Consider the following 22883-nt stretch of genomic DNA (forward strand, 5'->3'; position numbering starts at 1 on the left):
GTCTACACAGGTATGGAGACGACACATAACCCACCTGAGCTGATGGCTGATCAGAACAATGACATCACTGAAACGGTCAGGCGCGAACGCGGGCGGCTGGGTAGTTTCATACGCAAGCGCGTCGCAGATGCCAGCGAGGCTGAGGACATCTTGCAAGATGTGTTCTATGAACTGGTCGAAGCCTATCGTCTGCCTGAACCTATAGAGCAGGTTGGCGCATGGCTGTTCAGAGTGGCGCGTAACCGTATCATTGACCGCTTCCGCAAGAAAAAGGAAGTTGCCCTGCCTGATCTGGAGGAGGGCAGTGAAGACGAAGCATGGCTGGATCAAGTTTTGCCGTCCGGCGATGAGGGGCCAGAAGCCGCCTATGCACGCAATGTCATGCTGGCAGAGTTATATGAAGCACTGGATGAATTGCCGGAAGAGCAGCGCGATGCCTTCATAGGCCATGAAATCGAAGGCCTGAGTTTTAAAGAAATGTCCGCCGCTACTGGTTTGGGCATAAACACTTTGCTGGCGCGCAAGCGCTACGCTGTCTTGCACCTGCGCATGCGCTTGCAAGACGTATTGGAAGAATTTAATTAAGACAGGAGTTTGATATGTTAATGAGATTTAGAGTATTGAAAATCATGGTTGTGGTGGTGGCTGGTATCAGCGCCCTGAGCTGGGTAGTCATGATGCTGTGGAACTGGCTCATGCCAGCTTTGTTTGCAGGTGCACGCAGCATAGATTTTTTACAGGCACTGGGTTTGCTGGTGCTCAGTAAAATCCTGTTTGGCGGCATGCGTGGACATGGTGGCTGGCATAAACATGGCGAACACCACTGGCATCGTCGCTGGGAAAAACTGACACCTGAAGAAAGGGAGAAATTCCAGCATGGCATGTTTGGCCGCAGAAGGCACAGGGATGAAGCCTATGCTCAGGCTTGCAGGAATAAGCAAGACCACAAGCAAGACCACAAGCAAGACAATAAGCAAGACCACAACGAATACCATAGACCAGAAAATGCACACGACAACAAGCCGGAGCAAGTCTGAAATGCGGGCGGTGAATGAAGCTGCCTGCAAACAGGAGCCCGGCGTAATCATCCCCATTGTCAATTTCAGCAAATGTGAAGGCAAGGCTGATTGCGTGCCAGTTTGTCCGGAAAACGTTTTTGAAATTCGCCGCATTGCCAGCGAAGACTATAAACAGCTGGGTTTTCTGGCACAACTCAAGCAAAAGGTGCATGGCATGAAGGTAGCTTATACACCAAATGCCGATGCCTGCCGCGCCTGCGGTTTATGCGTGACGGCTTGCCCTGAAAAGGCAATCACTTTGCGGCGTTCAACCTAGTGGTAGGTACATACTTAAGTGAGGCCCACACAGATGTTTTAAAATAGTCATTTGAGCAGGCATGGTAAAAGCCTGCATCCCATAACTCCGCATTATTAGGGAGCAGTATTGATGACTATCGTAATTCGTGAAGCAGGGCCTGATGATCTTGACGGAGTCTTGCAACTGCGCATGCGTCTGTTTGACAAACTGGTTGATTTCAATAATGGCAAAGGTGTTGATGAGGATCTGCTGCAGTCAACGCGCACCTACTTCAGCGATGCTTTGCAAAGCGGGGCTTGCAAAACCTGGGTAGCCGAGGCAGATGGGCATCTCGTCGCCTGCGGCTCACTCGCCATCTTCATCCGCCCACCTTATCCGGGTAACGCGGCAGGCAAGGATGCTTATCTGCTCAATATGTACACCATGGCTGAGTATCGCAAGCAAGGCCTGGCCAGAAAGATTTTGCAGCAGGCCATGCAGTACGCCCGTGAACAGGGCTTTGCAACAATCTGGCTGCACGCCACTGAAGATGGCCAGGCTTTATATGCTTCTGAAGGTTTTGAACCATCGGCCAAATATATGGAATGGGAAGTCGGGGCGGGAGTATAAACTTGAGCCAGCTTCCGTCGGGGAAAAATGCACAGGCATCCCAGCATCAGTCACATTACCAGGCGCGCATGCACAGGGTGCTGGAACATATAGACCGCCATCTCGATCAGCCACTTGATCTCGAGGTGCTGGCCGGGGTTGCGTATTTTTCACCCTATCACTTTCATCGATTGTTTGCCGCCTGGATGGGGGAGCGTCTGGGTGATTACGTGCGTCGCCGACGCCTGGAAGTCGCGGCATTTCGCCTGTTTGCACAAGCTGGTACACCAGTGCTGGAGATTGCCTTGTCGGTAGGCTTTGGTTCAGCCGAAGCATTTACTCGTGCCTTTAAAGATCGTTTTGCTTATACGCCAGCCGCGTGGCGTCAATATCAAATTGACTTGCAGCGCGCAAATAGCAAGAATAATCAAGCGGTAAGCAATAATGATCAGGTCCAGTCTTATGCGTCCTTTCATAATGGAGTCTCTTCCAGTTTAAAACAGGTGGCCAGCATGGACGTCAAATTAATACACAGAGAACCAGTTAACATCGCTTACCTGCGCCACATAGGGCCTTACGGTGCAGAGGTAGGCCGGTTCTGGGCAGAGGTTGTGTCACCGTGGATGGCAACACATAATCTGTTCACACGGGCGCACTATGGCATCAGCCATGATGACCCCAGCATTACTGATCCGGCACTTTGCCGTTATGACGCAGCAGTTGAGCTGCCAGAAAATGCCCCCGTACCCGGAAATGCCTTGCTGACCAGCATACCCGGTGGAGAATATGCCTCACTGCACTTTGAAGGCAGAAGCACTGAAATCGGTGAAACCTGGGCTGCCATCCTGCGTGACTGGTTACCCGCCAGTGGCTATCAGATCGACGCCAGACCCTGCTTTGAATATTATTCACCCGATGCCTGTTTTGACCCGGAAACCGGTATCTTTGACTGTGATATCTGCATTCCGGTTATTCCCCTTTGACATGCCTCTCTGAGGCAGCCTTATGACCTGAGTCAGGTCGCGACAATTCTTTGTATGCTCAACGGCACATTGTTGCCGCTGCATTTCTGCATCCATTTTTTGGAGTTCACGTATATGATGTCACTTCTTCCCTACAGCATAACATCCTTGATTTTACTTGCTGCAAGCAGCCTCTCTGTCATGGCCACCGGGGCCGGGCACAAACCCTATCCTGTAGGCCTGAAGCTGGTGCAATATGAAGATGTCAGCCGCCTGGCCTGGACTGGCAACAAAGCACGCCCACTGGCAACTGCAATCTGGTATCCGGCCCAGGCAGGTACGGTAGAAAAAAACTGGGACGTTGCCATCTTCAAGGCAGGCAGCAATTCGATCGATGCACCCATGCTGAATGCGCCTAAAAAATTACCGTTGATCCTGCTCTCGCATGGTACTGGCGGCTCGGCAGCTTCCATCGCCTGGTTTGCCGAGAGCCTGGCCGCGCATGGTTATATAGTCGCCGCCGTCAATCACCACGGCAACACCGGCTATGAAGACAATACCCGGCTGGAAGGCTTTGTCGTCTGGTGGGACAGGCCGCATGATGTGTCGGTGCTCATAGACAAGTTGCTGGCAGACCCCGCTATTGGCCCAGGTATTGATACCCAGCGCATTGCCGTGGCAGGTTTTTCGATTGGTGGTTATACCGCATTGGCTAGCGTCGGAGGCCGGATCAGTTATGCGCAATGGGAAGAGTTTTGCGGCAAATTTGCAAGTAACCCAAATTGCACACTGCCACCAGAAGCCAAATTCAGCCAGGAGGATTTACAGACACTGCTTAAAGAAAACCAACGCGTCAAGGCTGAGATTGCCGTTTCTGGTGCATCCTATAGCGACAGCAGGATCAAGGCTGCCTATGCCGTGGCACCTGTCATGGGCAGGGTCGTGACAAAAGATAGTATGGCAGCCATTAAAGTACCTGTAAGGATTGTGGTTGGGGCTGCTGATGACCAGGCTATTCCCGAATTTAACGCCCAGGTCTATGCAGCAAATATTGCTGGCAGCAGTCTGCTGACGCTACCTGCGGTAACTCACTATGCTTTTTTGTCTGAGTGCACTATGCTCGGTAAAATGGCTGCACGCCAGGTTTGTGTAGATCCCGCAGGGTTAGACCGTGCAGCCGTGCATCAGCAAGTGGCTGCAGATGCCTGGAAATTTTTTGAGGATAAGTTGCGTTAATTTCTTGAACCTGGGCTCATCGCAGATACTTGGCCAAGCTGGTTTCAAAAGGCCAGGCATCGTACAATCTGTTGAAATGAATTTCACCATATGACCCCTGCATTCCATTTCAGCTTTGCGGCACACTGGTATAGTGCACCTCTGGCTTATTGGGTACACATACCCGTAGCAAACCAGCCAGATAGCTGGCAGCCAGCCGCGCCGCCTTGCATACCGCACCGTGGCTATCTCATCCTGCACGTCGAGTTTGAGCAATTTGATCTGGTCTTCAGTTCACCTGCGCAACTGGATCATTTCATTTCCGTGCTGTCGACCAAACCCCTGCCTACGTCCAGGCAACTATCTGCATTGCGCAATGCACCAGTCGGGCCCAATGGGCACTGGTTGAGCCGCCTGCCCGCTACTTTAAAGACGCCTCGCAAACGAGCCAGGCTCGTGCAACTCATGCAAGAGGTGCGTGCCCTGGTCGTGCCTGCGGACAAGCAAGACCAGTTTAATTGGGCAGGGCATAGCATTGTTCATGCGTAGTCTATAGCTCATCACTCAGCTATTTATGCGTGCGCAATTGTTTGATCGGCATCGCCAGGTTTAAAACGATTTGATATGTGCAGGGCCATGCCCTTGGCCAATTCTTCTTCGCCATAGAATACGTCGCCTATTTCTTCTTTGCGCAGCATGATTGATTCATCTTCACTATGCGTGCGCAACAGAACTTCTATGCCCGGGTTCAGGGTGCGGGCAGTTTTTGCCATCTGCCGCACATGCAGCGTATCCGGTGTAGCCACCACCAGCATCGCGGCATTGGTGATGTGCGCTTGTATCAGCACTGCTGGGTCAGCGGCATTGCCAGAGACGGCAGCAATACCTTTCTTGCGCAAGTCTTCAACTATTTCACGATTTTGTTCTGCCACCACGTACGGGATGCCGCGTTCATCCATGGCCAAGGCAATACGACGACCAACCCTGCCATAACCCACCAAAACCACCTGGCCTTCGAGATATTTACGCTCGGTAGTCATGGGTAGTTCTGCGTAAGGGTCTTGCCTTTGATCGAGTTCCCGTGCCAGATCAGAGTGCGACAAAGCCCATTTCCTGAGTGGGCCTATCAGTGTGAACAGGAAAGAATTTAATCCTATCGAAATCAGCACACCCGCCAGTATCAAACTCATGCCCTCTTGCGGCAGCAAGCCCAGCGATAAACCCAAGCCAGCCAGAATGATGGAGAATTCACCAATCTGCCCCAGGCTTGCACCTATCGCCAGCGCCGTATTGAGCGGGTAGCGCAACAAGATCACCAGCGCTGACGAAGTAAAGAAATTACCCAGTATGACGATCGCCACTACGCAAAGTACACGCAATGGTTGAGCCATTAAAATCGCAGGGTCAAATACCATGCCCACAGACACAAAAAACAAAACTGAAAACGCATCTCGCAAAGGCAATGATTCTTCCGCTGCGCGATGACTAAACTCTGATTCACGCATCACCGTACCAGCAAAGAAGGCACCCAGTGCAAATGACACGCTAAATACAACAGAGGCACCATAAGCAATACCAATCGCAGATGCCACCACCGACAGCGTGAATAATTCACGCGAACCCGTACGCGCCACCTGCCACAACAACCACGGCAAAGCACGACGACCAACTACTAGCATCAATGCAATAAATGCGGATACCTGCAGCAGTGTTTTACCTATCGTGATCCATAGCGGCGCAGCATTCTCGACCACCGCAGTCGTACTCCCCAACACACCCGCCAGTGGTGGCAGCAAAACCAGTACCAGCACAGTCACCAAATCCTGCACCACCAGCCAGCCAACTGCAATGCGGCCATTCATGGTGTTAAGCAGATTACGTGCTTCCAGTGACTTCAACAGCACCACCGTGCTGGCGCAGGCCAGCGACAAACCAAAAATCAATGAACCACCCACACTCCAGGTCCACCATGACGCAATCGCCATGCCCACAGCCGTGGTGATGCCCATCTGCAATACCGCACCAGGAATAGCAATTCGTCGCACTGCCAGCAGATCCGCAGGCGAGAAATGCAAGCCTACCCCAAACATCAGCAACATCACACCTATCTCTGACAGCTGCGACGCAATATGCACATCCGCCACAAAGCCAGGCGTGGTAGGGCCAATCACGATACCCGCGAGCAAATAGCCGACCAGGGCAGGCACCTTGATCTTCTCAGCAATAAAACCAAGAACAAGTGCCCCCGCAAAAGCGGCAGCGACAGTGGTGATTAAAGAAATGCTGTGGTCCATTCGGCTCCTTGAATTAAATCACCCGCTTCATAGCATGTGATAGTAGTTGAAGTGATTTGAGTATTCGGACGCCACCATTTGTGTGTGGCTTGCGGCGGGTATTGCTGTATTTCAGGTAGCCTGGTATCAAACACTTCAAGCTATTTGAAGTAGAGCATACTTGGCTTTGTTGGTGCAGTGGGAAATACTAGAGCTAATATTGCTGATGGTCAAGAATATGTGTCAGCAGCTAGGGCCTGAAAAATAGCCAGCAGCGGGCTTGAACCAGATCATGCATTAACTTATTTGCTGCTTGCATTCACAGGGTCATCCTCGGCACGTATACTCAAATTGACCATTCGCGATAGTCAGAACATAAGTAAATTTTCCGGTCAGGTGCTAGTGGGATTGTAGCTGAGTCATAAAGGCTTCGTACTATGTTTGGGTGGCTAAGGAATCAGCGATGCCCTTCAAACCCCAGCAATACGTTGACCACATTGACGCCGATGTCATCCACCATATAGCCACCTTCCATCACAAACAAAGTGGGCTTGCCGATGCTAGCAATGGCTTCACCCATGCGCAGGTAGTCGTGGTTTTCCAGCTTGAACTGGCTGATCGGGTCGTCTTTGAAAGTATCGACACCGAGCGAGACCACGATTGCATCTGGCGCATAGGCAGCGAGCTTGCTGCAGGCATCAGCCAGCGCAATACTATAGGTGCTCCAGGCGGTGCCGTGCGGTAGCGGATAGTTGTGATTAAAGCCCATGCCAGCGCCCCGGCCCTGTTCGTCACGATGCCCCAGAAAATAAGGGTAAGAATTTTTCGGATCACCATGCAGCGAAATAAACAGTACGTCGTCACGGTCATAAAAGATACTTTGAGTACCATTGCCGTGGTGGTAATCCACATCAAGCACAGCGACCCGTTTAGCGCCTTTGGCGATAAATCCCTGTGCAGCGATGGCGGCATTATTCAGATAACAATAGCCACCCATATATTCCGTTGCAGCGTGGTGTCCAGGAGGACGACACAAGGCAAAAGCGCTGGACGCACCAACGGCGATCGCCTCCATTCCCGTCAAGGCGAGATTGGCGCTGGTGCGCACCGCTTCCCATGTGCCCGCAGTGATAGGCACGCCAGCATCCATCGCATAAAAACCCAGTTTGCCGTCTATGTGATCAGGCTCGATATCGCTGCGCAAATCGCGCACTGGCCAGATCAGCGGCAAAGCATCGTGCGAGCGCCCAGCGGCTACCCATCTGGACCACGCATTTTCAAGAAAGCTGACATAGCGCTCGCTGTGCACTGTGCTATATGAGGACGATGCATAGTCGTGCGGCGCCATGATCTCACCCAGACCAACACTACGCACGCGTGCCAGCACAGTGTCGGCACGGTCAGGCATTTCCACACAAGGCTTTAAAACCCCATCTTTCAGTTCGGTGCCATGGTGCAATCGGTGTTTATCGCTATAAATAGTGAGCATTTTGGTTTGCCTGAGCGTTGAAAGTAGTAATTATTATCGCGCTCAGCAGATGGAATTGCTGTGCTTTATTAGCATGTGGAATGACGCATAATTAGAATAACAGACTAAAAGTGAATAGTATAAAGAAATAATAGACTCAATTTATCCCTGTTTAAGCAAATTAGCTTTGTCGGCCACGTGAGCGGGAAGTATGATTTAAGTAGTAGAAATTGAGGAGTCATTAGAAATGAACGGGAAAAAACAGTATCTGGACCTGGACGATACAGACCGAACCATCCTGAGTCTTTTGCAGCAAGACGGTACCTTGTCCAATCCCAAACTGGCTGAACATGTTTCACTAAGCGTGACACCCTGCTGGCGCAGGCTGAAGCGGCTGGAACAGGAAGGTTTTATCACCAGCTACCAGGCCAATCTGGATCGCCGCAAACTGGGCCTCGATGTCCTGGCTTTTGTCCAAGTGAGCTTTGTGATCGTCACTGATTTATCGATCAAGCATTTCGAAGAAGTAATCCTGACACACCCACAAGTCTTGTCCTGCCATAAGGTCACGGGCGAGGCGGATTATCTGCTACAAGTAGTGGCAGAGAACCTGGATGCTTACAGCGATTTTGTAGAAAATGTCCTGCGCGTCATCCCTGGGATCAGCATGATCCACTCAAGCCTGGCAATGCGCGAAATAAAATCTTCGAGTCGGCTTCCAATAAATGGGACAGATTAAATATGAGTTGGGGCTGTTCAAATACTTTAGGTTTCTTACATGAGTTTTTGGTGATTCATCTAATGCCAATACGCTCTCATTGCAGGTCGTATTGCTAAAGGAAATCTGCATCGACTTTTTTGGGCACGCCTCATGTACGATGATTACCTTAAAAATGTATGGATGAAAGAGTTGATCCTGCTCCTAGAATTTGATCTGACAATCGCCGTCTTCAAATCGGCTAGGGAAATATTAAAAACAACAGACATGAATGTTGAAATGCAAATAAAGTTATTTTAAATAAGGAAGAAAGAATGAATAAAATATATGGCTCTCTCGCAGGAGCCTTTTTTATTTCCACTGCATTTCTTACGGGATGCGGAAAATCAGAAGCACAAAAAAATTGGACCTTCAGAAGGTTGAATCTGCAGTTAAGGAAAAGGAAGAAAAAGCGGCTATTGATAACTTGTCTTCGGTGCTGAAGGGTAAGTTAAAAGACCCAGACTCAGCACAAATCAAATTAAAGATGTGAAAATAGTCAAAGCAACTTACGATGAGGAAAAAATCAAAGAAGCATACCAAATCTTTGGGCAAGTGAATTCTAAAAATTCAGTTGGCGGATATGTTGGCTTTCATGGATTCGCAGTTGCAAACAACATTCACGGACAGCCCACCGTTTACATGCAAGAGGAAAGTTTTCTTGGACTGACTTGGCAGAAAATTGCTAAAGAAACCGGGTGCATCGGATAAGTGCAAAAAATATTTTGATTGAAGCTTCATTGAGTTGTTAAAAATATATTTTATTGGGCTTATTTAAGCTGTTTGTTGTATAAAGGATTTAGCCTTCTAGCTTGGTGCAGAGAACGTTATAAAATTTACTTGAAATTAAGTGTCTTCTGATATTCTCCCATTTAGTATTCTCAATACATCTAACATTTCATATGCATTAGAACAAATTTCCGAATGGAGAACGACTCATGCCCAATGTTGACACTGCATATCCCAAAATCGCTACAAGTAGTTGGTGGGCATTGCGTAATTTATTTAAAAAAACTGTTCCTTCTGCCGTGACTTCAAGTTATTTAGCGTCGGCATTGTCCATGTCGGAGGCATCGGCTAAATCCAATCTCATCAGCCCCTTCAGGAAAATCGGTATTATTAATGATGATGGGAAACCTACCGATTTGGCATATGAATGGAGGGATGATCATAAGTATGCGCAAGTTTGCACAACGCTCATTGAAAAAAATTATCCCCCAGAATTGAGAGATCTGTATTCAGATAGTAGTGCAGATATGGGCAAACTCATAAAGTGGTTTATGCACTCAGCACGATGTGGCGAACCTGCAGCTAAAATGTATGCCAGATTCTATATGCTACTTTTAGTTGCTGATCCAAATGAGACTGCAGTAGACGCCCAAAAGAAAGATTCAAAATCTGCGAACGCAGCATCGCAAAAAAAAACGGCGAAAACAAAAGCGTCTTTGCCAGCAAAAATAGAAGCGCCTGTGCAACAAAGTCAGATAGCAATTCCTGCTCCCTCTACAGCAACGGTCTTAAATAAATCTCCAGAATTACACATTAATATTCAGTTGCATATTTCGCCAGAATCAACTGCAGAACAAATTGATAAAATCTTCGAAAGTATGGCAAGACATTTAAAGGACTTTAATAAATAAACCTATGTTTTCCACAGATAAAATCAAGGGTTTTGTTACGTCTTTTCAATCTGATTGTGAACAGACACTTTTACCTCCAGAAGCTGGTTTGGAAGCAATTGGGCAACCTGTAATTGCGTTTGCTTTGGTGAGGAACTCTAGAGGATATATAGAACGAATTACTCACCAAATTAATGGAAGTTACTCAAATGGCTGGTACGACTCAAGTGCGGTGATGATTCGACGTCTCATCGAAACTTTGATTGTTGAAGCTTTTGAAAAATATAATATCGCCCATAAGATTAAAAATCCGACAGGCGATTTTTATTATTTATCTGACTTAATATCGATAACTTTAGCAGAAACTACTTGGAATTTAAGTAGAAACACGAAACAAGCACTTCCTAAACTCAAAGATATCGGAGACAAATCTGCTCATAGTCGTAGATTTAATGCTGTACGGAATGATATCGACAACATCAAAGCAGAGATTCGAGTAGTTGTACAAGAGTTTGTAAGCTTGGCAGATTTGCAAAGTAATAAATAGTCAATGAAGGCTTCCGAAATAAATTGCACTTCCCCATGAATATCATCCAATAGCTGATATTTTGGGCTTTCCTTATCCTTTGATGTATTCATTGACATCAACCTGATAGGAGAGTCCCATGAGAAAATTTCCCCGTATGACCGAATGGCTGGTGGCAGCAGTGCTGCTGTCACTGGCAATCGGCGCATTCTACCCAAACCAATTTCCCGTAAGCCTTTATAAACTGAATCTGATTGCCATCGCTGCGGTGGTCGGCTAGGGGCGCGATAATCTGGCCACGCTTCCCTATGCCATTCGTCGAGGTCTTTACCGGTGGCCTCCAGGTAGGCAAGCTTGTCACTACGGGTGGAGGTGTAATGAGTACACATACAGTCTCCGGTAAGCCATTGAAGAATGTATATTAATACTTTTTATTTAGTGTTAAAGCGCTAAAAGCCATTTGTAGGCTGAGGCATATGTTGAAGCATTACGAAATTCCAACGGCATATGAGGGTACAGTCGCCATGAAAATAATTGCAATACTAAAAAAAAACAATACCAATCTTAAAAACACTGGCTAAGGAGTATTGGTTTACGGCGACACTAACATTTCTAATTTGGTTGTATTTTTTTTATCGAAATACGCCGAAAAATACTGCTGAAATAATAGGCATATTCTCTATGGTTGGATTTTGGGCTGCTCAAGTGAATCGGATAAACAGGCAAATTAAGCTTGATTCCAATCTGACTGGAATTGAGAATAAAACGGAAAAATTGTTAGAAAAATTAGATGAGAAAACCTTGAATTTGGTAAACCACATCACAGGTGGGGACGGCTTTTGCTATGCCACTCCAGAAATATTGATCGGCGAAGTAATGACCTGGACATTTACATGTGTTGGTGACCACCCAATTCATGATGTAACTGTTCGATTTATTGATCTGGAAAACTTCGACGGCACACCATTTGAATACCATATCCTTGGCACGCTATTTCCCGAATTTGGCGCTGTCTATGGCAAGACGATAGGCAAATGGGAGTCTAAACTGCCATTAGGTGACTTTTTGGTGTTTTTCAATGCGCGGAATGGGCGATGGATTCAGGAGATAAAGTGGATCGTTGAAAACGACAAGGTAATCTCAGCTAGTCGCATAATCAGGGGAGGCTCTGACTTTGAAGTTGAGGATCCTATTTACTTCGAAGTTGACCCAGAGTATCCCTGGGAAGCACTTAACAAAGGGTCTTGGGAGAGTCCTTCGTTAGCGAAGCCTTGGAAAGAGCCTGCATGACAGGTATAGATGTAAATTACTAATTTGGTTTGTGCAAATTCACGTGCAAAGTAGTTCAAACTTTCGCGCCGTCTTACAAGACGATGACGCGCTCTGCATTTATTTGCAGGTCACTTTAGTTGATCATTTCAGCCACTGTCTCGCAACAAATGAGCCCAAAAACAAAAAAAGCCCTTGGAAACATCCAAGGGCTTTCATATTCATGGCGGAGAAGGGGGGATTCGAACCCCCGGTAGGGATAAACCTACGCACGCTTTCCAGGCGTGTGACTTAAACCACTCATCCACCTCTCCTGCATTCGCTAAAACTTGCCGTAACAGCGAAGTCCGCTATTCTAGCAAAGCAAACTTCATTATGGAAGCTTTTTTCTTGTTTTTTGTAAATCTTGCTATGCGCTAAGTCAATGTTAAGTCAGGCACCCAGCCATGGCAGGCTGTTTTGGCACCAGCCGCCTACGGTTTTTCTGTGGCCTTGTTCGTCCTTGTCGCCCTCGAAGCCTTGCAGGATGTCGAAGCAATTGGTGTAGCCGTTCTCTGTTGCCAGCTTGGCGCCGTGGCGTGAGCGTACGCCGGAGCGGCAGAGGAAGAGGATGACGCTGTCCTTGTCGGGCACGCTGGCTTGCAGTTGTGCGAGAAAGTCGGGGTTGGGTGTGCCGCCCGGATAGAGGCTCCATTGCACGGCCAGGTGTTGGGCTTCGCTGATGTTGACTCTGCCTACCCAGTCGCGCTCTGCATTGGTGCGTACATCGACGAGTAATATTTTGCTGTCATTTTGCAGCAGCGCAAAGGCTTCTTTTGGCGTGACTGCACCTGCGTATGGCAAGGCTTGTTCCTGGCCGCGCTGGCGTGCTGTTTGCAGGGTTAGTTCTGTGGACATGGTGGTTCCCTTATTGAAAATAGCGATTGCAAAAAAAGGTACTTCTATGTGCCCGCTAGTTTATAGTAAATCGGCACTGGGTTTGCCGTACAGATAACCCTGATAGGAAAGGCAGCCTTGCTGCTGCAGGAAGTCGCGCTGGGCTGCTGTCTCCACGCCTTCTGCAATAACGGCCAGGCCCAGGCTCTGGCCGAGGGCGATAATGGTCCTGGTGATGACTGCATCATTGTTGTTGCTGAGGATGTCGCGCACAAAGGACTGGTCTATCTTGAGCTGGTCCAGCGGCAGGCGCTTGAGATAGGAGAGGGATGAGTAACCGGTGCCAAAGTCATCGAGTGAGAAGCCTACACCTCTGGCTTTGAGTTGGTTCATCTTGTCTATGGTTTCTTCTACATTATCGACGAGCAGGCTTTCTGTCAGCTCAAGCTTGAGTTTGCTGGCGTCGATCTGGTAGTGGCTGATGTTGTCGAGCACTAGTGCGACAAAGTCGTTTTGCCGGAATTGGCGTGCACTGACATTGACGGCCAGAGTGCGGTTTTTTGTGTCATCGTTGTTTTGCCATTCAGCCAGTTTGGCGCACGCAGTTTTTAATATCCATGCGCCAAGGCCGAGGATGAGGCCTGATTCTTCCGCCAGTGGAATAAAGTCAGATGGTGGCACCAGACCTTTTTGCGGATGCAGCCAGCGCACCAGGGCTTCTGCACCTGTGACTTGCCCGGTGCTGCTGACTTGTGGCTGATAATATAAAACGAATTGTTCTTGTTGCAGACCCTGGCGCATGTCTGCTTCTAATATTGCGCGGGTGTTGACGATATCCAGCATGTCTTTGTCAAAGAAGCGGAAGTTATTGCCGCCACTGGATTTTGCTTCATACATGGCGACTTCAACTTGTTTGAGCAGTTCTTCGGCAGTGGTGCTTTGTCTGTCAAACAGAGTGATGCCTATGCTGGCGCTGCTGTGATATTCACTGTGCTCTAAATCATAAGGGGCGCGCAGGTCGGCCAGGATTTTGGTAACGATCATTTGTACTTCTACGGCGGTTTCCCTGACGTTGTCGCTCAGTTCTTCGAGCAGCAAGACAAATTCATCACCGCCATAGCGTGCCAGGGTATCGCCCTTGCGTATACTGTGGGCCAGACGTTTTGCGGCAACTTGCAAGAGCATGTCGCCCTTGCCGTGGCCACTGCTGTCATTGATGGTCTTGAAATTATCAAGGTCAAGGAATAGCACTGCGCCATACAGATTGCTGCGGCTTTTTGCGAGCAGGCTGTGTTGTAGCCGGTCTATCAGCAGGCGGCGGTTGGCCAGACCGGTTAAAGGATCATGGTAGGCCAGGTGTTCAAGTTTTGCTTCGGTGGCTTTTCTTTGGGTGATGTCTAGCATGGTGGCGACATAGTTAACCACTTTGCCGCTGGCGTTTTTGACTGCAGTGATGGTGAGCCATTCTGGATAGACTTCGCCATTTTTCCGGCGGTTCCAGATTTCGCCTTGCCAATAGGCATTGGCGTCAAGCTGCTTGCCCATTTCTTCATAATAGCTGGCCCCATGCAGTCCAGACTTGAGCAGGCTGGTCTGTTTGCCGAGCGCTTCTTCACGGCTATAGCCTGTGATGCGCGTAAAGGCCTGGTTGATGCGCACGATAGTGCGGCGCTCGTCAGTGATGACCATACCTTCTTGCGCTTCAAAGGCAATGGCAGCGATGCGCAAGTCTTCTTCTATGTGTTTGCGTTCGGTGATGTCTTGCACCGTGCCCATGTGCCTGGCACTCTGTGCGTCATACTGTGAATGTAGCCAGCGCACTTCACCTTCGAGAATAATACGGTGCTCTATGCTTGCATCTTTGCCTGCTTGTACCTGGCTCCAAAAAATCTTGACTGCCTGGATGTCGTCAGGATGGGTGCGTTGCATGAGGCTGGCGCAATCGATATTGCTGCCATTGGCATAACCAAGTATGCGGCGCGCCTCGTCTGAATAGCGCCACTCTTCTGCATTATTGCCTATGCTCCAGTTTCCTGTTTTTGAAATGATCTGGGCATGGCGCAAGTCTGTTTCGCGCTGCGCCAATTCTGCAGTTCTTTTGCTGACGATTTTTTTCAGGTTCTTTCTTTGCTCACGTGCATCAAGCAAGAGTTTTACCAGGCAGGCCAGCATGAAACTGAACAAAAGCCCTACACTGTTGTAAAGCAGTAGTGGTTTGTTCTGGATGACAGAGTTTTTTGGTGATAGCTCTAGTGTCCATTCTGCATTTGGCAATTTGATTGCATAGTGGAGGTAATTTGTTGTTGTAAATCCATCTGACTTTTCTATAACTTGCCTGAGCCGTGTACCCGGATGAACGCGCGACAATTCATAGTCATAACCCCGTTCGTTTAGTTTTGACAACCCGGTGTCGGCAAGCAGGGTTTTCAGATCAATGGCAGCAGAGATCAAGCCCCAGAATTGAGATGGTTTGTTTGCGTCTATGGGGTCTTCAAGATAGACGGGCAGACGGGCTATGATGCCAGTGCTGCCATTTGTAAGGGGGAGTGGCCCCGCAAGTGTCAGATGGTGGCTGTCCTTGGCGAGTTGCGCCTCAGCTTTGCGTATGGGATCGGCCAGCAGGTCTATTCCCAGACCGTCATTGCGCCATTCTATTGGTGCGACTTCACTGGTGATGCCGTCTGGAGCAAGATACAAAGCGGCAATTTGCGGATGATACTGCAGAATATTGTCTGCAAAACGTCCAAAGTGCCGTACCCGGCCATTGCTGTCAGCAACCATGGCAGCCAGTGCATAGCTTGCTGATAGCGCGCTATACATATTGTTTTGCAGGTTGACCGCTTGTGAGCGTGCCAGATCGTAAGCCAGTTGGCGTTCTTCCTGCTTTGCACCTTCGTCCAGTTTGACGATGATGGCGGCGCTTGCCAATATTGTCAGCGCGAAGGTGAGCAGGGCAAACAGCATGGGTTTGCGCAGATAAGGGTGAGGCGACATAATGAGATTTGGGTATGGGAGCGAACGCCCGTGCACTGGTCCATAACTGTTTAAGATGCAGGCGGGGGCATCGCCACCTGAAATACCATCACAGTCTAAATGAGAGTGAATCGCATATAGAGAAATACCAAAGGATGTTGATTTTGGTCAATATTGCCAATTGAGTATTTAGCTTAATTGCTTCAATTGCATGTACTCAATAGGCGCGATGCAATCGACACTTTGCGCGCACCAAAATAATGCAAATTGATTCTGAAAATTAAAAAACGCACCAAAATAGTAATTTAAAATTGTTTTGCGTTATTTTGGTGCGCGCATGGAGTTTATATAATGCCAAGGTACTGTGTTTTTGGCAGAGAAAACGCCACAAAAACAAGCATTTAACAAAATTCGAATTTATATGTGACTGATCTGGACGATGGCATGGTTTCTGCTATTATCCCCGGTGAGTTGAGCCGCCAGCTTAATGTCGATGTTAATAAGGTCATTAATAAGATCAATAATGCAAGGTTTGTTTGTTGGTCAATATTGCACAAAACTGGCAGGTGCAACACTCAGCAATTTCCGAATTTATTTTTAGCTCTCAGAGGAGTTTCACATGGCAATGACAGCCGCAGAAGTCTTGAAAATGGCGAAAGATAACGAAGTCAAATTCGTTGATTTTCGCTTTGCTGATACCCGAGGCAAAGAACAGCACGTAACTGTTCCAATTTCCCAGTTCGACATCGATAAATTCGAATCTGGCCACGCATTCGACGGCTCGTCCATCGCTGGCTGGAAAGGCATTGAAGCATCCGACATGTTGTTGATGCCTGATCCATCTACTGCCAACATTGATCCATTTTTTGAAGAAACCACATTGTTCATGCAATGTGACGTGATCGAGCCATCTGATGGCAAAGGTTACGACCGTGACCCACGTTCCATCGCGAAACGTGCTGAAGCTTATTTGAAATCCTCAGGCATTGGTGATACAGCTTACTTTGGCCCAGAACCAGAATTTTTCATTTTTGACAGCGTGCGCTGGAAAGTGGATATGTCTGGCTGCTTCGTCAAGATTGATTCTGACGAAGCTTCCTGGACTACAGGCGAAAAACTGGAAGGTGGCAATACCGGTCACCGTCCAACGGTTAAAGGCGGTTACTTCCCGGTTCCTCCGGTCGACAGCTTCCAGGACATGCGTTCTGAAATGTGCCTGATCCTGGAATCCCTGGGTATCCCGGTTGAAGTGCATCACCATGAAGTGGCTGGCGCTGGTCAAAATGAGATCGGCACCAAGTTCTCTACTCTGGTCGAACGCGCTGACTGGACACAAAACCTGAAATACGTAGTCTGGAATGTTGCCCATACTTATGGCAAGACAGCGACTTTCATGCCTAAACCTATCGTTGGCGACAACGGTTCTGGCATGCACGTGCATCAATCCATCTGGAAAGATGGCAAAAACCTGTTTGCTGGCGACGGCTATGCTGGTTTGTCTGATTTCGCCCTGTACTACATCGGCGGTATCATCAAGCATGCTAAAGCATTGAATGCGATTACTAACCCAGGTACCAACTCATACAAGCGTCTGGTTCCAGGCTATGAAGCTCCAGTAAAACTGGCTTACTCTGCACGTAACCGTTCTGCTTCCATCCGTATTCCTTACGTTGCCAATCCAAAAGGCCGCCGTATTGAAACACGTTTCCCTGATCCACTGGCTAACCCATACCTGTGCTTTTCTGCACTGATGATGGCGGGTCTGGACGGCGTACAGAACAAGATCCATCCTGGTGAAGCTGCCAGCAAAGATCTGTACCATTTGCCACCAGAAGAAGATGCATTGATCCCTACAGTGTGCGCTTCTTTGGAAGAAGCACTGGACGCGCTGAACAAAGACCGCGAGTTCCTGACACGTGGCGGTGTATTCAGCGACAGCATGATCGATGCCTACATTGATTTGAAAATGCAAGAAGTACAACGCTTCCGCATGACAACTCATCCAGTTGAATTCGACATGTATTATTCTCTGTAATTACTCTCTGTAATCAGGGTAAAACACGAAAAAGCGGGGGCAACCCCGCTTTTTTTGTTACAAATGCTAATTTGTTCGTAATTGTGTTGCACGGCTGCATGACATACACTTACAGTCTATCAATGAATATTGCTTATTTATGAACCGACTCTTGTCAGGATTACTTCTCTTTATTGGCGTGCAAGCCTATGCGCATGCACAGGCTGAGGTGTATCTGTGCGTCGACGATAATGGCAAAAAAGAATACAAGAACACTGGTGCCGTCAAAGGTTGCAAGAAAGTCGATTTGCAAGGCATTACAGTTATTCCCACTCCGACAGCACCCGCTGCTGGCAAAAAGCCCCAGGGCAAGCCAGCCAGTAGCCCCAGCGATTTCCCCAAAGTAGATGACAGCACGCAAAAAGCCAGGGATTCTGACCGCAAACAGATTTTGCAGGATGAATTGAAGACAGAAGAACAAAAACTGGCGAACATCAAGAAGGAATACAATAATGGTGAGCCGGAGCGCCGTGGTGATGAAAGAAATTTCGCCAAATATCAGGAACGCACCAATTTGATGAAAGAAGACATCAGCCGCACCGAAAAAAACATAGAAGCACTGAAACGTGAAATTGCTAATGCAAAATAAGTTGCCAGTGTGAACGGCAAATATGCTGTTCGGGCATGATGCTTGCGTAAAGGTCGCTCTGTGCGGCCTTTTTTTATGGACAAGTTGTGAAAACTCCACTTACCTCATTTGCTGGCCTGGACTTGCTGACTTCAGCCGTGATTGTGCTGGATGCCGAAGGATGCATTTTATTTGCCAATGCTGCTGCTGAAAACCTGCTCGACTCATCCTTCAAATCACTGACGCATTTGAAGCTGACCGACCTGTTCCTGAACGGCCAGGAATTGACTGCAGTCTTCCATCAGGCAGTTGCCCATCAGTTCGCTGACAAGCGCCAGGACTTGACGCTGGAGCGGGCGGGGCGGGATGCTTTGCATGTGCACAGCATAGTCACTGCACTCGATAATCCCGAGACGCCGGTACTGATAGAGCTGCGTGAAAACGTGCAGCAACTCAAGCTCGACAGGGAAGAGCGCATGCTCGACCAGAGCAAGGCCAACAAAGAATTGATCCGCAATCTGGCGCACGAAATCAAGAATCCTCTCGGTGGCATACGCGGGGCAGCGCAACTGCTGGAGCTGGAATTGCCCGAGCGCCACCTGCGTGAATTGCGTGAATATACCCAGGTCATCATCAAGGAAGCGGACAGGTTGCAGACCCTGGTGGATCGCCTGTTGGCACCGCATCGTTTGCCACATATCGTTGGTGACGTGAATATCCATGAAGTGTGTGAGCGGGTGCGCAGCCTGATAGTCGCAGAATTCCCGCAGGGGCTGACGATAGGGCGCGACTATGACTTATCGATACCTGAATTTCGTGGTGACAAAGAACAACTGATACAAACCGTCCTGAACATCGCCCACAATGCGGCGCAAGCCCTGAATGACAGAATCAAACAGGGTGACGCCGTGCTGACTTTCAAGTCGCGCGTGGTGCGCCAGATCACCTTGGCCAAGGTTCGTTACAGGCTGGCATTAGACTTGCATATCATAGATAACGGTCCGGGCATCCCACCTGAGATTCGCAATCGTATTTTCTACCCCCTGGTATCAGGCAAGGAAGGCGGTAGCGGTTTGGGGTTGACGCTGGCACAGACTTTCGTTGAACAACATATGGGTGTCATCGAATGTGAGAGCCGGCCAGGATGTACGGATTTCCGGATACTGATACCACTACCTTAAATAAGGGTGTGGCAAAGTGGCGGCACCAAAAGTGCTCCTTCTATCGACATGCTTAACACAGACTGCAAAACGACAATATGAAACCAATCTGGATAGTGGACGACGACGATTCAATTCGCTGGGTGCTGGAAAAGGCGCTGGCGAGAGAGAATCTGGCAACCCGCAGCTTCACCAATGCAAGAGATGCGATGAATGCCTTGCAAAGCGATACGCCGCAAGTGCTGGTGTCTGATATACGGATGCACGGCGCATCCGGCCTTGAACTCTTGCAAACCGTCAAAGCCAAATATCCCGGTTTGCCTGTGATTATCATGACGGCGTTTTCTGATCTTGAATCGGCAGTGGCGGCTTTTCAGGGTGGGGCTTTTGAATACCTGGCCAAGCCTTTTGATCTGGACAAGGCAGTTGAGCTGATACGTCGCGCCATGGATGAAAGCCTGCGTGAATCCAGTGTAGAGCAAAACATTTCAGAGACACCTGAGATACTTGGTCAGGCACCTGCCATGCAAGACGTATTTCGCGCCATAGGCAGGTTGTCGCAATCGAATGTGACGGTACTGATTACAGGTGAGTCAGGTAGTGGTAAGGAATTGGTGGCGCGTGCCTTGCATAAGCACAGCCCACGTTCTTCACAGCCTTTTATCGCTTTGAATACTGCAGCGATCCCTAAGGATTTGCTGGAGTCAGAATTATTTGGTCACGAGCGCGGTGCCTTTACTGGCGCACAAACCACGCGCCGTGGTCGCTTTGAGCAGGCCGAGGGTGGCACGCTGTTCCTGGATGAAATTGGCGACATGCCTTTTGATTTGCAAACACGCTTGTTGCGGGTTTTGTCAGACGGCCATTTTTATCGCGTTGGTGGACACCAGCCCATGAAGGCGAATGTGCGGGTGATAGCAGCGACTCACCAAAACTTGGAAACCCGCGTCAAAGATGGCCTGTTCCGCGAAGACTTGTATCACCGCCTGAACGTCATCCGTCTGCGTCTGCCCAGCTTGCGCGAGCGCCGTGAAGATATCCCGCTACTGACTAAATACTTCCTGAATCAGAGTGCCAAGCAACTGGGGGTGGATGTCAAGCGCATGTCCGAGCCAGCATTGCAATTTTTGTCCAGCCTGGATTTTCCAGGTAATGTTCGGCAACTGGAAAATCTGTGCAACTGGATCACCGTCATGGCACCGGGCCAGACGGTGGAAGTGCCTGATCTGCCACAAGATCTGGTGCCGATTGCAACAGGTGCGGCAAGTGCAGTTCAGACGCCAGTTAGCAGTAGTGTTAATGAAGCATATGGCAGGAGTAGTGAGCATCTGCCAGGCCAGCCGGCACAGGTCAATGGCAGCGCGTACCCGGAAAAGCCGGTGTACCGGAGCGGTGAAAGCTGGGTTTCTTTGCTGGAGGCCGAAGCAACAGCCATGCTGGCAGAAGGGCAGTCAGAAGTCATTGACAAGCTGGGTCGTTGCTTTGAATCTGTCGTCATCAAGGCTGCATTGCGTCATACCCATGGCCGCAAGAATGATGCGGCAATACGCCTGGGCATAGGCAGGAATACCATCACCCGCAAGATTCAGGAGTTGGGGATAGATGGGGTGAAGGACGAGTAGTTTTAGATTTAAATGAATAAAGAATAATGGCTGCAATTTGCAGCCATTATTGTTAGAAATTGCGCCAGAGTGCGAAGCTCAGCAGGCAGAAGAAAGCCGCCACAATATCATCCCACATGACACCAAAGCCACCTTTGAAGCGGCGGTCAAAATAGCCTATCGGTGGCGGTTTGACCATGTCAAAAAAACGGAAGCCGATAAAAGCCCAGAGCTGGGTTTGCCAATCCGCAGGTACGATGAATAGCAATACCAGCCAGAAGGCAATGATCTCGTCCCAGACCATGCTGCCATGATCGGCAATACCCATGTTTTTGCCGGTGACATGGCAGGCCCAGACACCGACACCAAAACCAATGACGATGATGATGAGCCAGTTAATCGTGGTAAATACGTCGGGCCAATGGCTAGAGAATACATAAAAACTCAACCATGCAAACAGGGTGCCCGATGTACCGGGCATAATGGGTGACAAGCCGCTGCCAAACCCTTGGGCCAGAATATGGGCTGGATGCCGCATCATGAAACGCCAGCCAGGATTGGTGATGATGGCTGTCTGGCCGTGTTCTAAAGTGCTCATGGATTAACGAAGTGATCGAAGGATTTATATTGCAGATGCACTGGCTTGCCATCGTCATCAACCAGGCGCAAACCGGCGTCTGCTTCTATCTGGCCTATGCGTGTAACAGCAGTGTGCGATTTTGCCGCAACTGCGATGACTTGTTCTCTGTTGCTGGCGGGAGCCGTAAAGCACAGTTCATAATCATCGCCACCATTCAGGGTAAATTGTCTGCGCAATTCTTGTGGCTGCATTTTCAGTACTGGGCCAGCAGGCAACTGGTCGATAAACAGGCTGGCACCAACTTGTGATTTTTCCAGGATATGACCCAGATCACCAGCGAGACCATCAGAAATATCCAGCGCCGCATGGGCAATGCCACGCAAAGCCATGCCCAGCGCAATACGTGGGCTGGGTTGGTGCATGCGTGCTGCAGCCAATTGGTGATCAGATTCACTGAGTGCGATTTCTTTCCAGTAGCCCGCTAGGGCCAGACGAGCATCGCCCAAGGTGCCGGATACCCAGATGTCGTCACCAACTTTGGCGGCATCGCGACGCAGGGCGGTGCCGGGTGGCAGTTCACCAAAAATTGTGATGCAGATGTTCAGTGGGCCTTTGGTGGTGTCACCGCCTATCAGGTGGCAATGATGCTCATCTGCTAATGCCAATAAGCCGCGTGAAAATTCTGCCAGCCAATCCTGGTTTGCTTCAGGAAGTGACAGTGCCAGGGTAAAACCCAGTGGCTCAGCGCCCATGGCAGCCAGGTCAGACAAGTTCACGGCCAGGCATTTATGGCCCAGCTTGTACGGGTCAGCATTCGGGAAAAAGTGACGGCCAGACACCAGCATGTCGCTGGAAATGGCCATTTGCATGCCAGGGCTGGGGTTGAGCAGGGCGCAATCATCCCCTATGCCGAGGGCGACACGGCTGTCTTGAATACTGTGCTGCGCAAAGTAGCGCTTGATGAGATCGAATTCGGAAAGCATGCGCGCATTGTACCTAAGCTGACTCAGGATTCAAGATAATCCCCTGAGCCTTTCTTCCAAGGCGCTTAAGCAAA

At 49.1% G+C, this 22883-nt stretch carries 23 protein-coding genes and 1 tRNA gene; 17 read left to right on the forward strand and 7 right to left on the reverse strand.

Going from position 1 to position 22883, the window contains the following annotated elements; genetic code table 11:
* Positions 1 to 42: 42 nt before the first annotated feature.
* The 7 genes from AC3WQT_RS28570 to AC3WQT_RS28600 all read left to right on the forward strand — a co-directional run bounded on the left by AC3WQT_RS28570 (position 43) and on the right by AC3WQT_RS28600 (position 4631).
* On the forward strand, positions 43 to 585 hold the full coding sequence (locus tag AC3WQT_RS28570; RefSeq protein ID WP_492709369.1) for an RNA polymerase sigma factor: 543 nt from the start codon (positions 43 to 45) through the stop codon (positions 583 to 585).
* A gap of 14 nt (positions 586 to 599) precedes the next feature.
* Positions 600 to 1037 carry a hypothetical protein gene (locus tag AC3WQT_RS28575; RefSeq protein WP_492709370.1) on the forward strand — a complete coding sequence of 146 codons (438 nt, stop codon included), beginning with the start codon at positions 600 to 602 and terminating at the stop codon, positions 1035 to 1037.
* A gap of 1 nt (position 1038) precedes the next feature.
* Positions 1039 to 1335, forward strand: coding sequence for a 4Fe-4S dicluster domain-containing protein (locus AC3WQT_RS28580; RefSeq protein WP_492709422.1), 297 nt, complete (start codon positions 1039 to 1041; stop codon positions 1333 to 1335).
* A 111-nt stretch (positions 1336 to 1446) separates the two neighbouring features.
* Positions 1447 to 1926 carry a GNAT family N-acetyltransferase gene (locus AC3WQT_RS28585; RefSeq protein ID WP_492709372.1) on the forward strand — a complete coding sequence of 160 codons (480 nt, stop codon included), beginning with the start codon at positions 1447 to 1449 and terminating at the stop codon, positions 1924 to 1926.
* Positions 1927 to 1928: 2 nt separating this feature from the next.
* Positions 1929 to 2888 (forward strand): AraC family transcriptional regulator, encoded by a 960-nt coding sequence (locus AC3WQT_RS28590; RefSeq protein ID WP_492709374.1) that lies wholly within the window; start codon positions 1929 to 1931, stop codon positions 2886 to 2888.
* 114 nt (positions 2889 to 3002) lie between these two features.
* Complete coding sequence (locus AC3WQT_RS28595) at positions 3003 to 4103, forward strand: alpha/beta hydrolase family protein (RefSeq protein WP_492709376.1); 1101 nt, start codon at positions 3003 to 3005, stop codon at positions 4101 to 4103.
* A gap of 90 nt (positions 4104 to 4193) precedes the next feature.
* Positions 4194 to 4631, forward strand: coding sequence for a hypothetical protein (locus AC3WQT_RS28600; protein ID WP_492709378.1), 438 nt, complete (start codon positions 4194 to 4196; stop codon positions 4629 to 4631).
* 23 nt (positions 4632 to 4654) lie between these two features.
* Here AC3WQT_RS28600 and AC3WQT_RS28605 read toward each other — a convergent pair whose 3' ends face one another.
* Both AC3WQT_RS28605 and AC3WQT_RS28610 read right to left on the reverse strand, forming a co-directional pair.
* On the reverse strand, positions 4655 to 6376 hold the full coding sequence (locus AC3WQT_RS28605) for a cation:proton antiporter (protein WP_492709379.1): 1722 nt from the start codon (positions 6374 to 6376) through the stop codon (positions 4655 to 4657).
* Positions 6377 to 6812: 436 nt separating this feature from the next.
* Entirely contained in the window at positions 6813 to 7844 is a 1032-nt protein-coding gene (locus tag AC3WQT_RS28610) for a histone deacetylase family protein (RefSeq protein WP_492709381.1), read from the reverse strand.
* A gap of 226 nt (positions 7845 to 8070) precedes the next feature.
* Here AC3WQT_RS28610 and AC3WQT_RS28615 point away from each other — a divergent pair, with 226 nt between their 5' ends.
* The 6 genes from AC3WQT_RS28615 (at position 8071) to AC3WQT_RS28640 (ending at position 12015) form a co-directional block, all read left to right on the forward strand.
* Positions 8071 to 8562 (forward strand): Lrp/AsnC family transcriptional regulator, encoded by a 492-nt coding sequence (locus AC3WQT_RS28615; protein ID WP_492709383.1) that lies wholly within the window; start codon positions 8071 to 8073, stop codon positions 8560 to 8562.
* Between the two features lie 507 nt (positions 8563 to 9069).
* Entirely contained in the window at positions 9070 to 9291 is a 222-nt protein-coding gene (locus tag AC3WQT_RS28620) for a hypothetical protein (RefSeq protein WP_492709385.1), read from the forward strand.
* Positions 9292 to 9518: 227 nt separating this feature from the next.
* Positions 9519 to 10220, forward strand: a complete 702-nt coding sequence (locus AC3WQT_RS28625) for a DUF5343 domain-containing protein (protein ID WP_492709387.1) — start codon at positions 9519 to 9521, stop codon at positions 10218 to 10220.
* Positions 10221 to 10224: 4 nt separating this feature from the next.
* Positions 10225 to 10746: a hypothetical protein gene (locus tag AC3WQT_RS28630; protein WP_492709389.1), complete on the forward strand. Its 522-nt coding sequence runs from the start codon at positions 10225 to 10227 to the stop codon at positions 10744 to 10746.
* A 118-nt stretch (positions 10747 to 10864) separates the two neighbouring features.
* Positions 10865 to 11005, forward strand: a complete 141-nt coding sequence (locus AC3WQT_RS28635; protein WP_492709391.1) for a putative holin — start codon at positions 10865 to 10867, stop codon at positions 11003 to 11005.
* A gap of 401 nt (positions 11006 to 11406) precedes the next feature.
* On the forward strand, positions 11407 to 12015 hold the full coding sequence (locus AC3WQT_RS28640) for a hypothetical protein (RefSeq protein WP_492709393.1): 609 nt from the start codon (positions 11407 to 11409) through the stop codon (positions 12013 to 12015).
* 203 nt (positions 12016 to 12218) lie between these two features.
* On the opposite strand, the gene AC3WQT_RS28645 is transcribed toward AC3WQT_RS28640, so the two are convergent.
* The 3 genes from AC3WQT_RS28645 to AC3WQT_RS28655 all read right to left on the reverse strand — a co-directional run bounded on the left by AC3WQT_RS28645 (position 12219) and on the right by AC3WQT_RS28655 (position 15864).
* Positions 12219 to 12308 (reverse strand) — tRNA-Ser (locus AC3WQT_RS28645).
* Positions 12309 to 12426: 118 nt separating this feature from the next.
* The gene (locus AC3WQT_RS28650; protein ID WP_492709395.1) at positions 12427 to 12891 is read right to left on the reverse strand and encodes a rhodanese-like domain-containing protein; all 465 of its coding nucleotides are present in this window, start codon (positions 12889 to 12891) and stop codon (positions 12427 to 12429) included.
* 60 nt (positions 12892 to 12951) lie between these two features.
* Positions 12952 to 15864 carry an EAL domain-containing protein gene (locus AC3WQT_RS28655; RefSeq protein WP_492709397.1) on the reverse strand — a complete coding sequence of 971 codons (2913 nt, stop codon included), beginning with the start codon at positions 15862 to 15864 and terminating at the stop codon, positions 12952 to 12954.
* A gap of 598 nt (positions 15865 to 16462) precedes the next feature.
* On the opposite strand from AC3WQT_RS28655, the gene glnA reads away from it, so the two are divergent.
* The 4 genes from glnA (at position 16463) to ntrC (ending at position 21267) form a co-directional block, all read left to right on the forward strand.
* Positions 16463 to 17878, forward strand: a complete 1416-nt coding sequence (glnA, locus tag AC3WQT_RS28660; RefSeq protein WP_422952306.1) for a type I glutamate--ammonia ligase — start codon at positions 16463 to 16465, stop codon at positions 17876 to 17878.
* 151 nt (positions 17879 to 18029) lie between these two features.
* A complete protein-coding gene (locus tag AC3WQT_RS28665; RefSeq protein WP_492709399.1) occupies positions 18030 to 18506 on the forward strand; it encodes a DUF4124 domain-containing protein in 477 nt (158 codons plus the stop codon).
* A gap of 86 nt (positions 18507 to 18592) precedes the next feature.
* On the forward strand, positions 18593 to 19666 hold the full coding sequence (glnL, locus tag AC3WQT_RS28670; RefSeq protein ID WP_492709400.1) for a nitrogen regulation protein NR(II): 1074 nt from the start codon (positions 18593 to 18595) through the stop codon (positions 19664 to 19666).
* Positions 19667 to 19743: 77 nt separating this feature from the next.
* Positions 19744 to 21267 carry a nitrogen regulation protein NR(I) gene (gene ntrC / locus AC3WQT_RS28675; protein WP_492709402.1) on the forward strand — a complete coding sequence of 508 codons (1524 nt, stop codon included), beginning with the start codon at positions 19744 to 19746 and terminating at the stop codon, positions 21265 to 21267.
* A gap of 52 nt (positions 21268 to 21319) precedes the next feature.
* Here ntrC and AC3WQT_RS28680 read toward each other — a convergent pair whose 3' ends face one another.
* Complete coding sequence (locus AC3WQT_RS28680) at positions 21320 to 21844, reverse strand: phosphatidylglycerophosphatase A family protein (RefSeq protein WP_492709404.1); 525 nt, start codon at positions 21842 to 21844, stop codon at positions 21320 to 21322.
* Positions 21841 to 22809: a thiamine-phosphate kinase gene (thiL, locus tag AC3WQT_RS28685; RefSeq protein ID WP_492709406.1), complete on the reverse strand. Its 969-nt coding sequence runs from the start codon at positions 22807 to 22809 to the stop codon at positions 21841 to 21843. The genes AC3WQT_RS28680 and thiL overlap by 4 nt, the downstream gene beginning before the upstream one ends.
* Positions 22810 to 22883: the final 74 nt, after the last annotated feature.

The organism is Undibacterium sp. FW305-107 (assembly GCF_058788535.1).

What these genes read in the sequence shown, in the direction of transcription:
- AC3WQT_RS28615 (WP_492709383.1), top strand. Translation starts at nt 8,071, where the DNA reads ATGAACGGGAAAAAACAGTATCTGGACCTGGACGATACAGACCGAACC.
- AC3WQT_RS28595 (WP_492709376.1), top strand. Translation starts at nt 3,003, where the DNA reads ATGATGTCACTTCTTCCCTACAGCATAACATCCTTGATTTTACTTGCT.
- AC3WQT_RS28600 (WP_492709378.1), top strand. Translation starts at nt 4,194, where the DNA reads ATGACCCCTGCATTCCATTTCAGCTTTGCGGCACACTGGTATAGTGCA.
- AC3WQT_RS28580 (WP_492709422.1), top strand. Translation starts at nt 1,039, where the DNA reads ATGCGGGCGGTGAATGAAGCTGCCTGCAAACAGGAGCCCGGCGTAATC.
- glnA (WP_422952306.1), top strand. Translation starts at nt 16,463, where the DNA reads ATGGCAATGACAGCCGCAGAAGTCTTGAAAATGGCGAAAGATAACGAA.
- AC3WQT_RS28610 (WP_492709381.1), bottom strand. Translation starts at nt 7,844, where the DNA reads ATGCTCACTATTTATAGCGATAAACACCGATTGCACCATGGCACCGAA.
- thiL (WP_492709406.1), bottom strand. Translation starts at nt 22,809, where the DNA reads ATGCTTTCCGAATTCGATCTCATCAAGCGCTACTTTGCGCAGCACAGT.
- AC3WQT_RS28680 (WP_492709404.1), bottom strand. Translation starts at nt 21,844, where the DNA reads ATGAGCACTTTAGAACACGGCCAGACAGCCATCATCACCAATCCTGGC.
- AC3WQT_RS28630 (WP_492709389.1), top strand. Translation starts at nt 10,225, where the DNA reads ATGTTTTCCACAGATAAAATCAAGGGTTTTGTTACGTCTTTTCAATCT.
- AC3WQT_RS28570 (WP_492709369.1), top strand. Translation starts at nt 43, where the DNA reads ATGGCTGATCAGAACAATGACATCACTGAAACGGTCAGGCGCGAACGC.
- AC3WQT_RS28650 (WP_492709395.1), bottom strand. Translation starts at nt 12,891, where the DNA reads ATGTCCACAGAACTAACCCTGCAAACAGCACGCCAGCGCGGCCAGGAA.
- ntrC (WP_492709402.1), top strand. Translation starts at nt 19,744, where the DNA reads ATGAAACCAATCTGGATAGTGGACGACGACGATTCAATTCGCTGGGTG.
- AC3WQT_RS28640 (WP_492709393.1), top strand. Translation starts at nt 11,407, where the DNA reads ATGGTTGGATTTTGGGCTGCTCAAGTGAATCGGATAAACAGGCAAATT.
- AC3WQT_RS28635 (WP_492709391.1), top strand. Translation starts at nt 10,865, where the DNA reads ATGAGAAAATTTCCCCGTATGACCGAATGGCTGGTGGCAGCAGTGCTG.
- AC3WQT_RS28625 (WP_492709387.1), top strand. Translation starts at nt 9,519, where the DNA reads ATGCCCAATGTTGACACTGCATATCCCAAAATCGCTACAAGTAGTTGG.
- AC3WQT_RS28575 (WP_492709370.1), top strand. Translation starts at nt 600, where the DNA reads ATGTTAATGAGATTTAGAGTATTGAAAATCATGGTTGTGGTGGTGGCT.
- AC3WQT_RS28605 (WP_492709379.1), bottom strand. Translation starts at nt 6,376, where the DNA reads ATGGACCACAGCATTTCTTTAATCACCACTGTCGCTGCCGCTTTTGCG.
- AC3WQT_RS28585 (WP_492709372.1), top strand. Translation starts at nt 1,447, where the DNA reads ATGACTATCGTAATTCGTGAAGCAGGGCCTGATGATCTTGACGGAGTC.
- AC3WQT_RS28655 (WP_492709397.1), bottom strand. Translation starts at nt 15,864, where the DNA reads ATGTCGCCTCACCCTTATCTGCGCAAACCCATGCTGTTTGCCCTGCTC.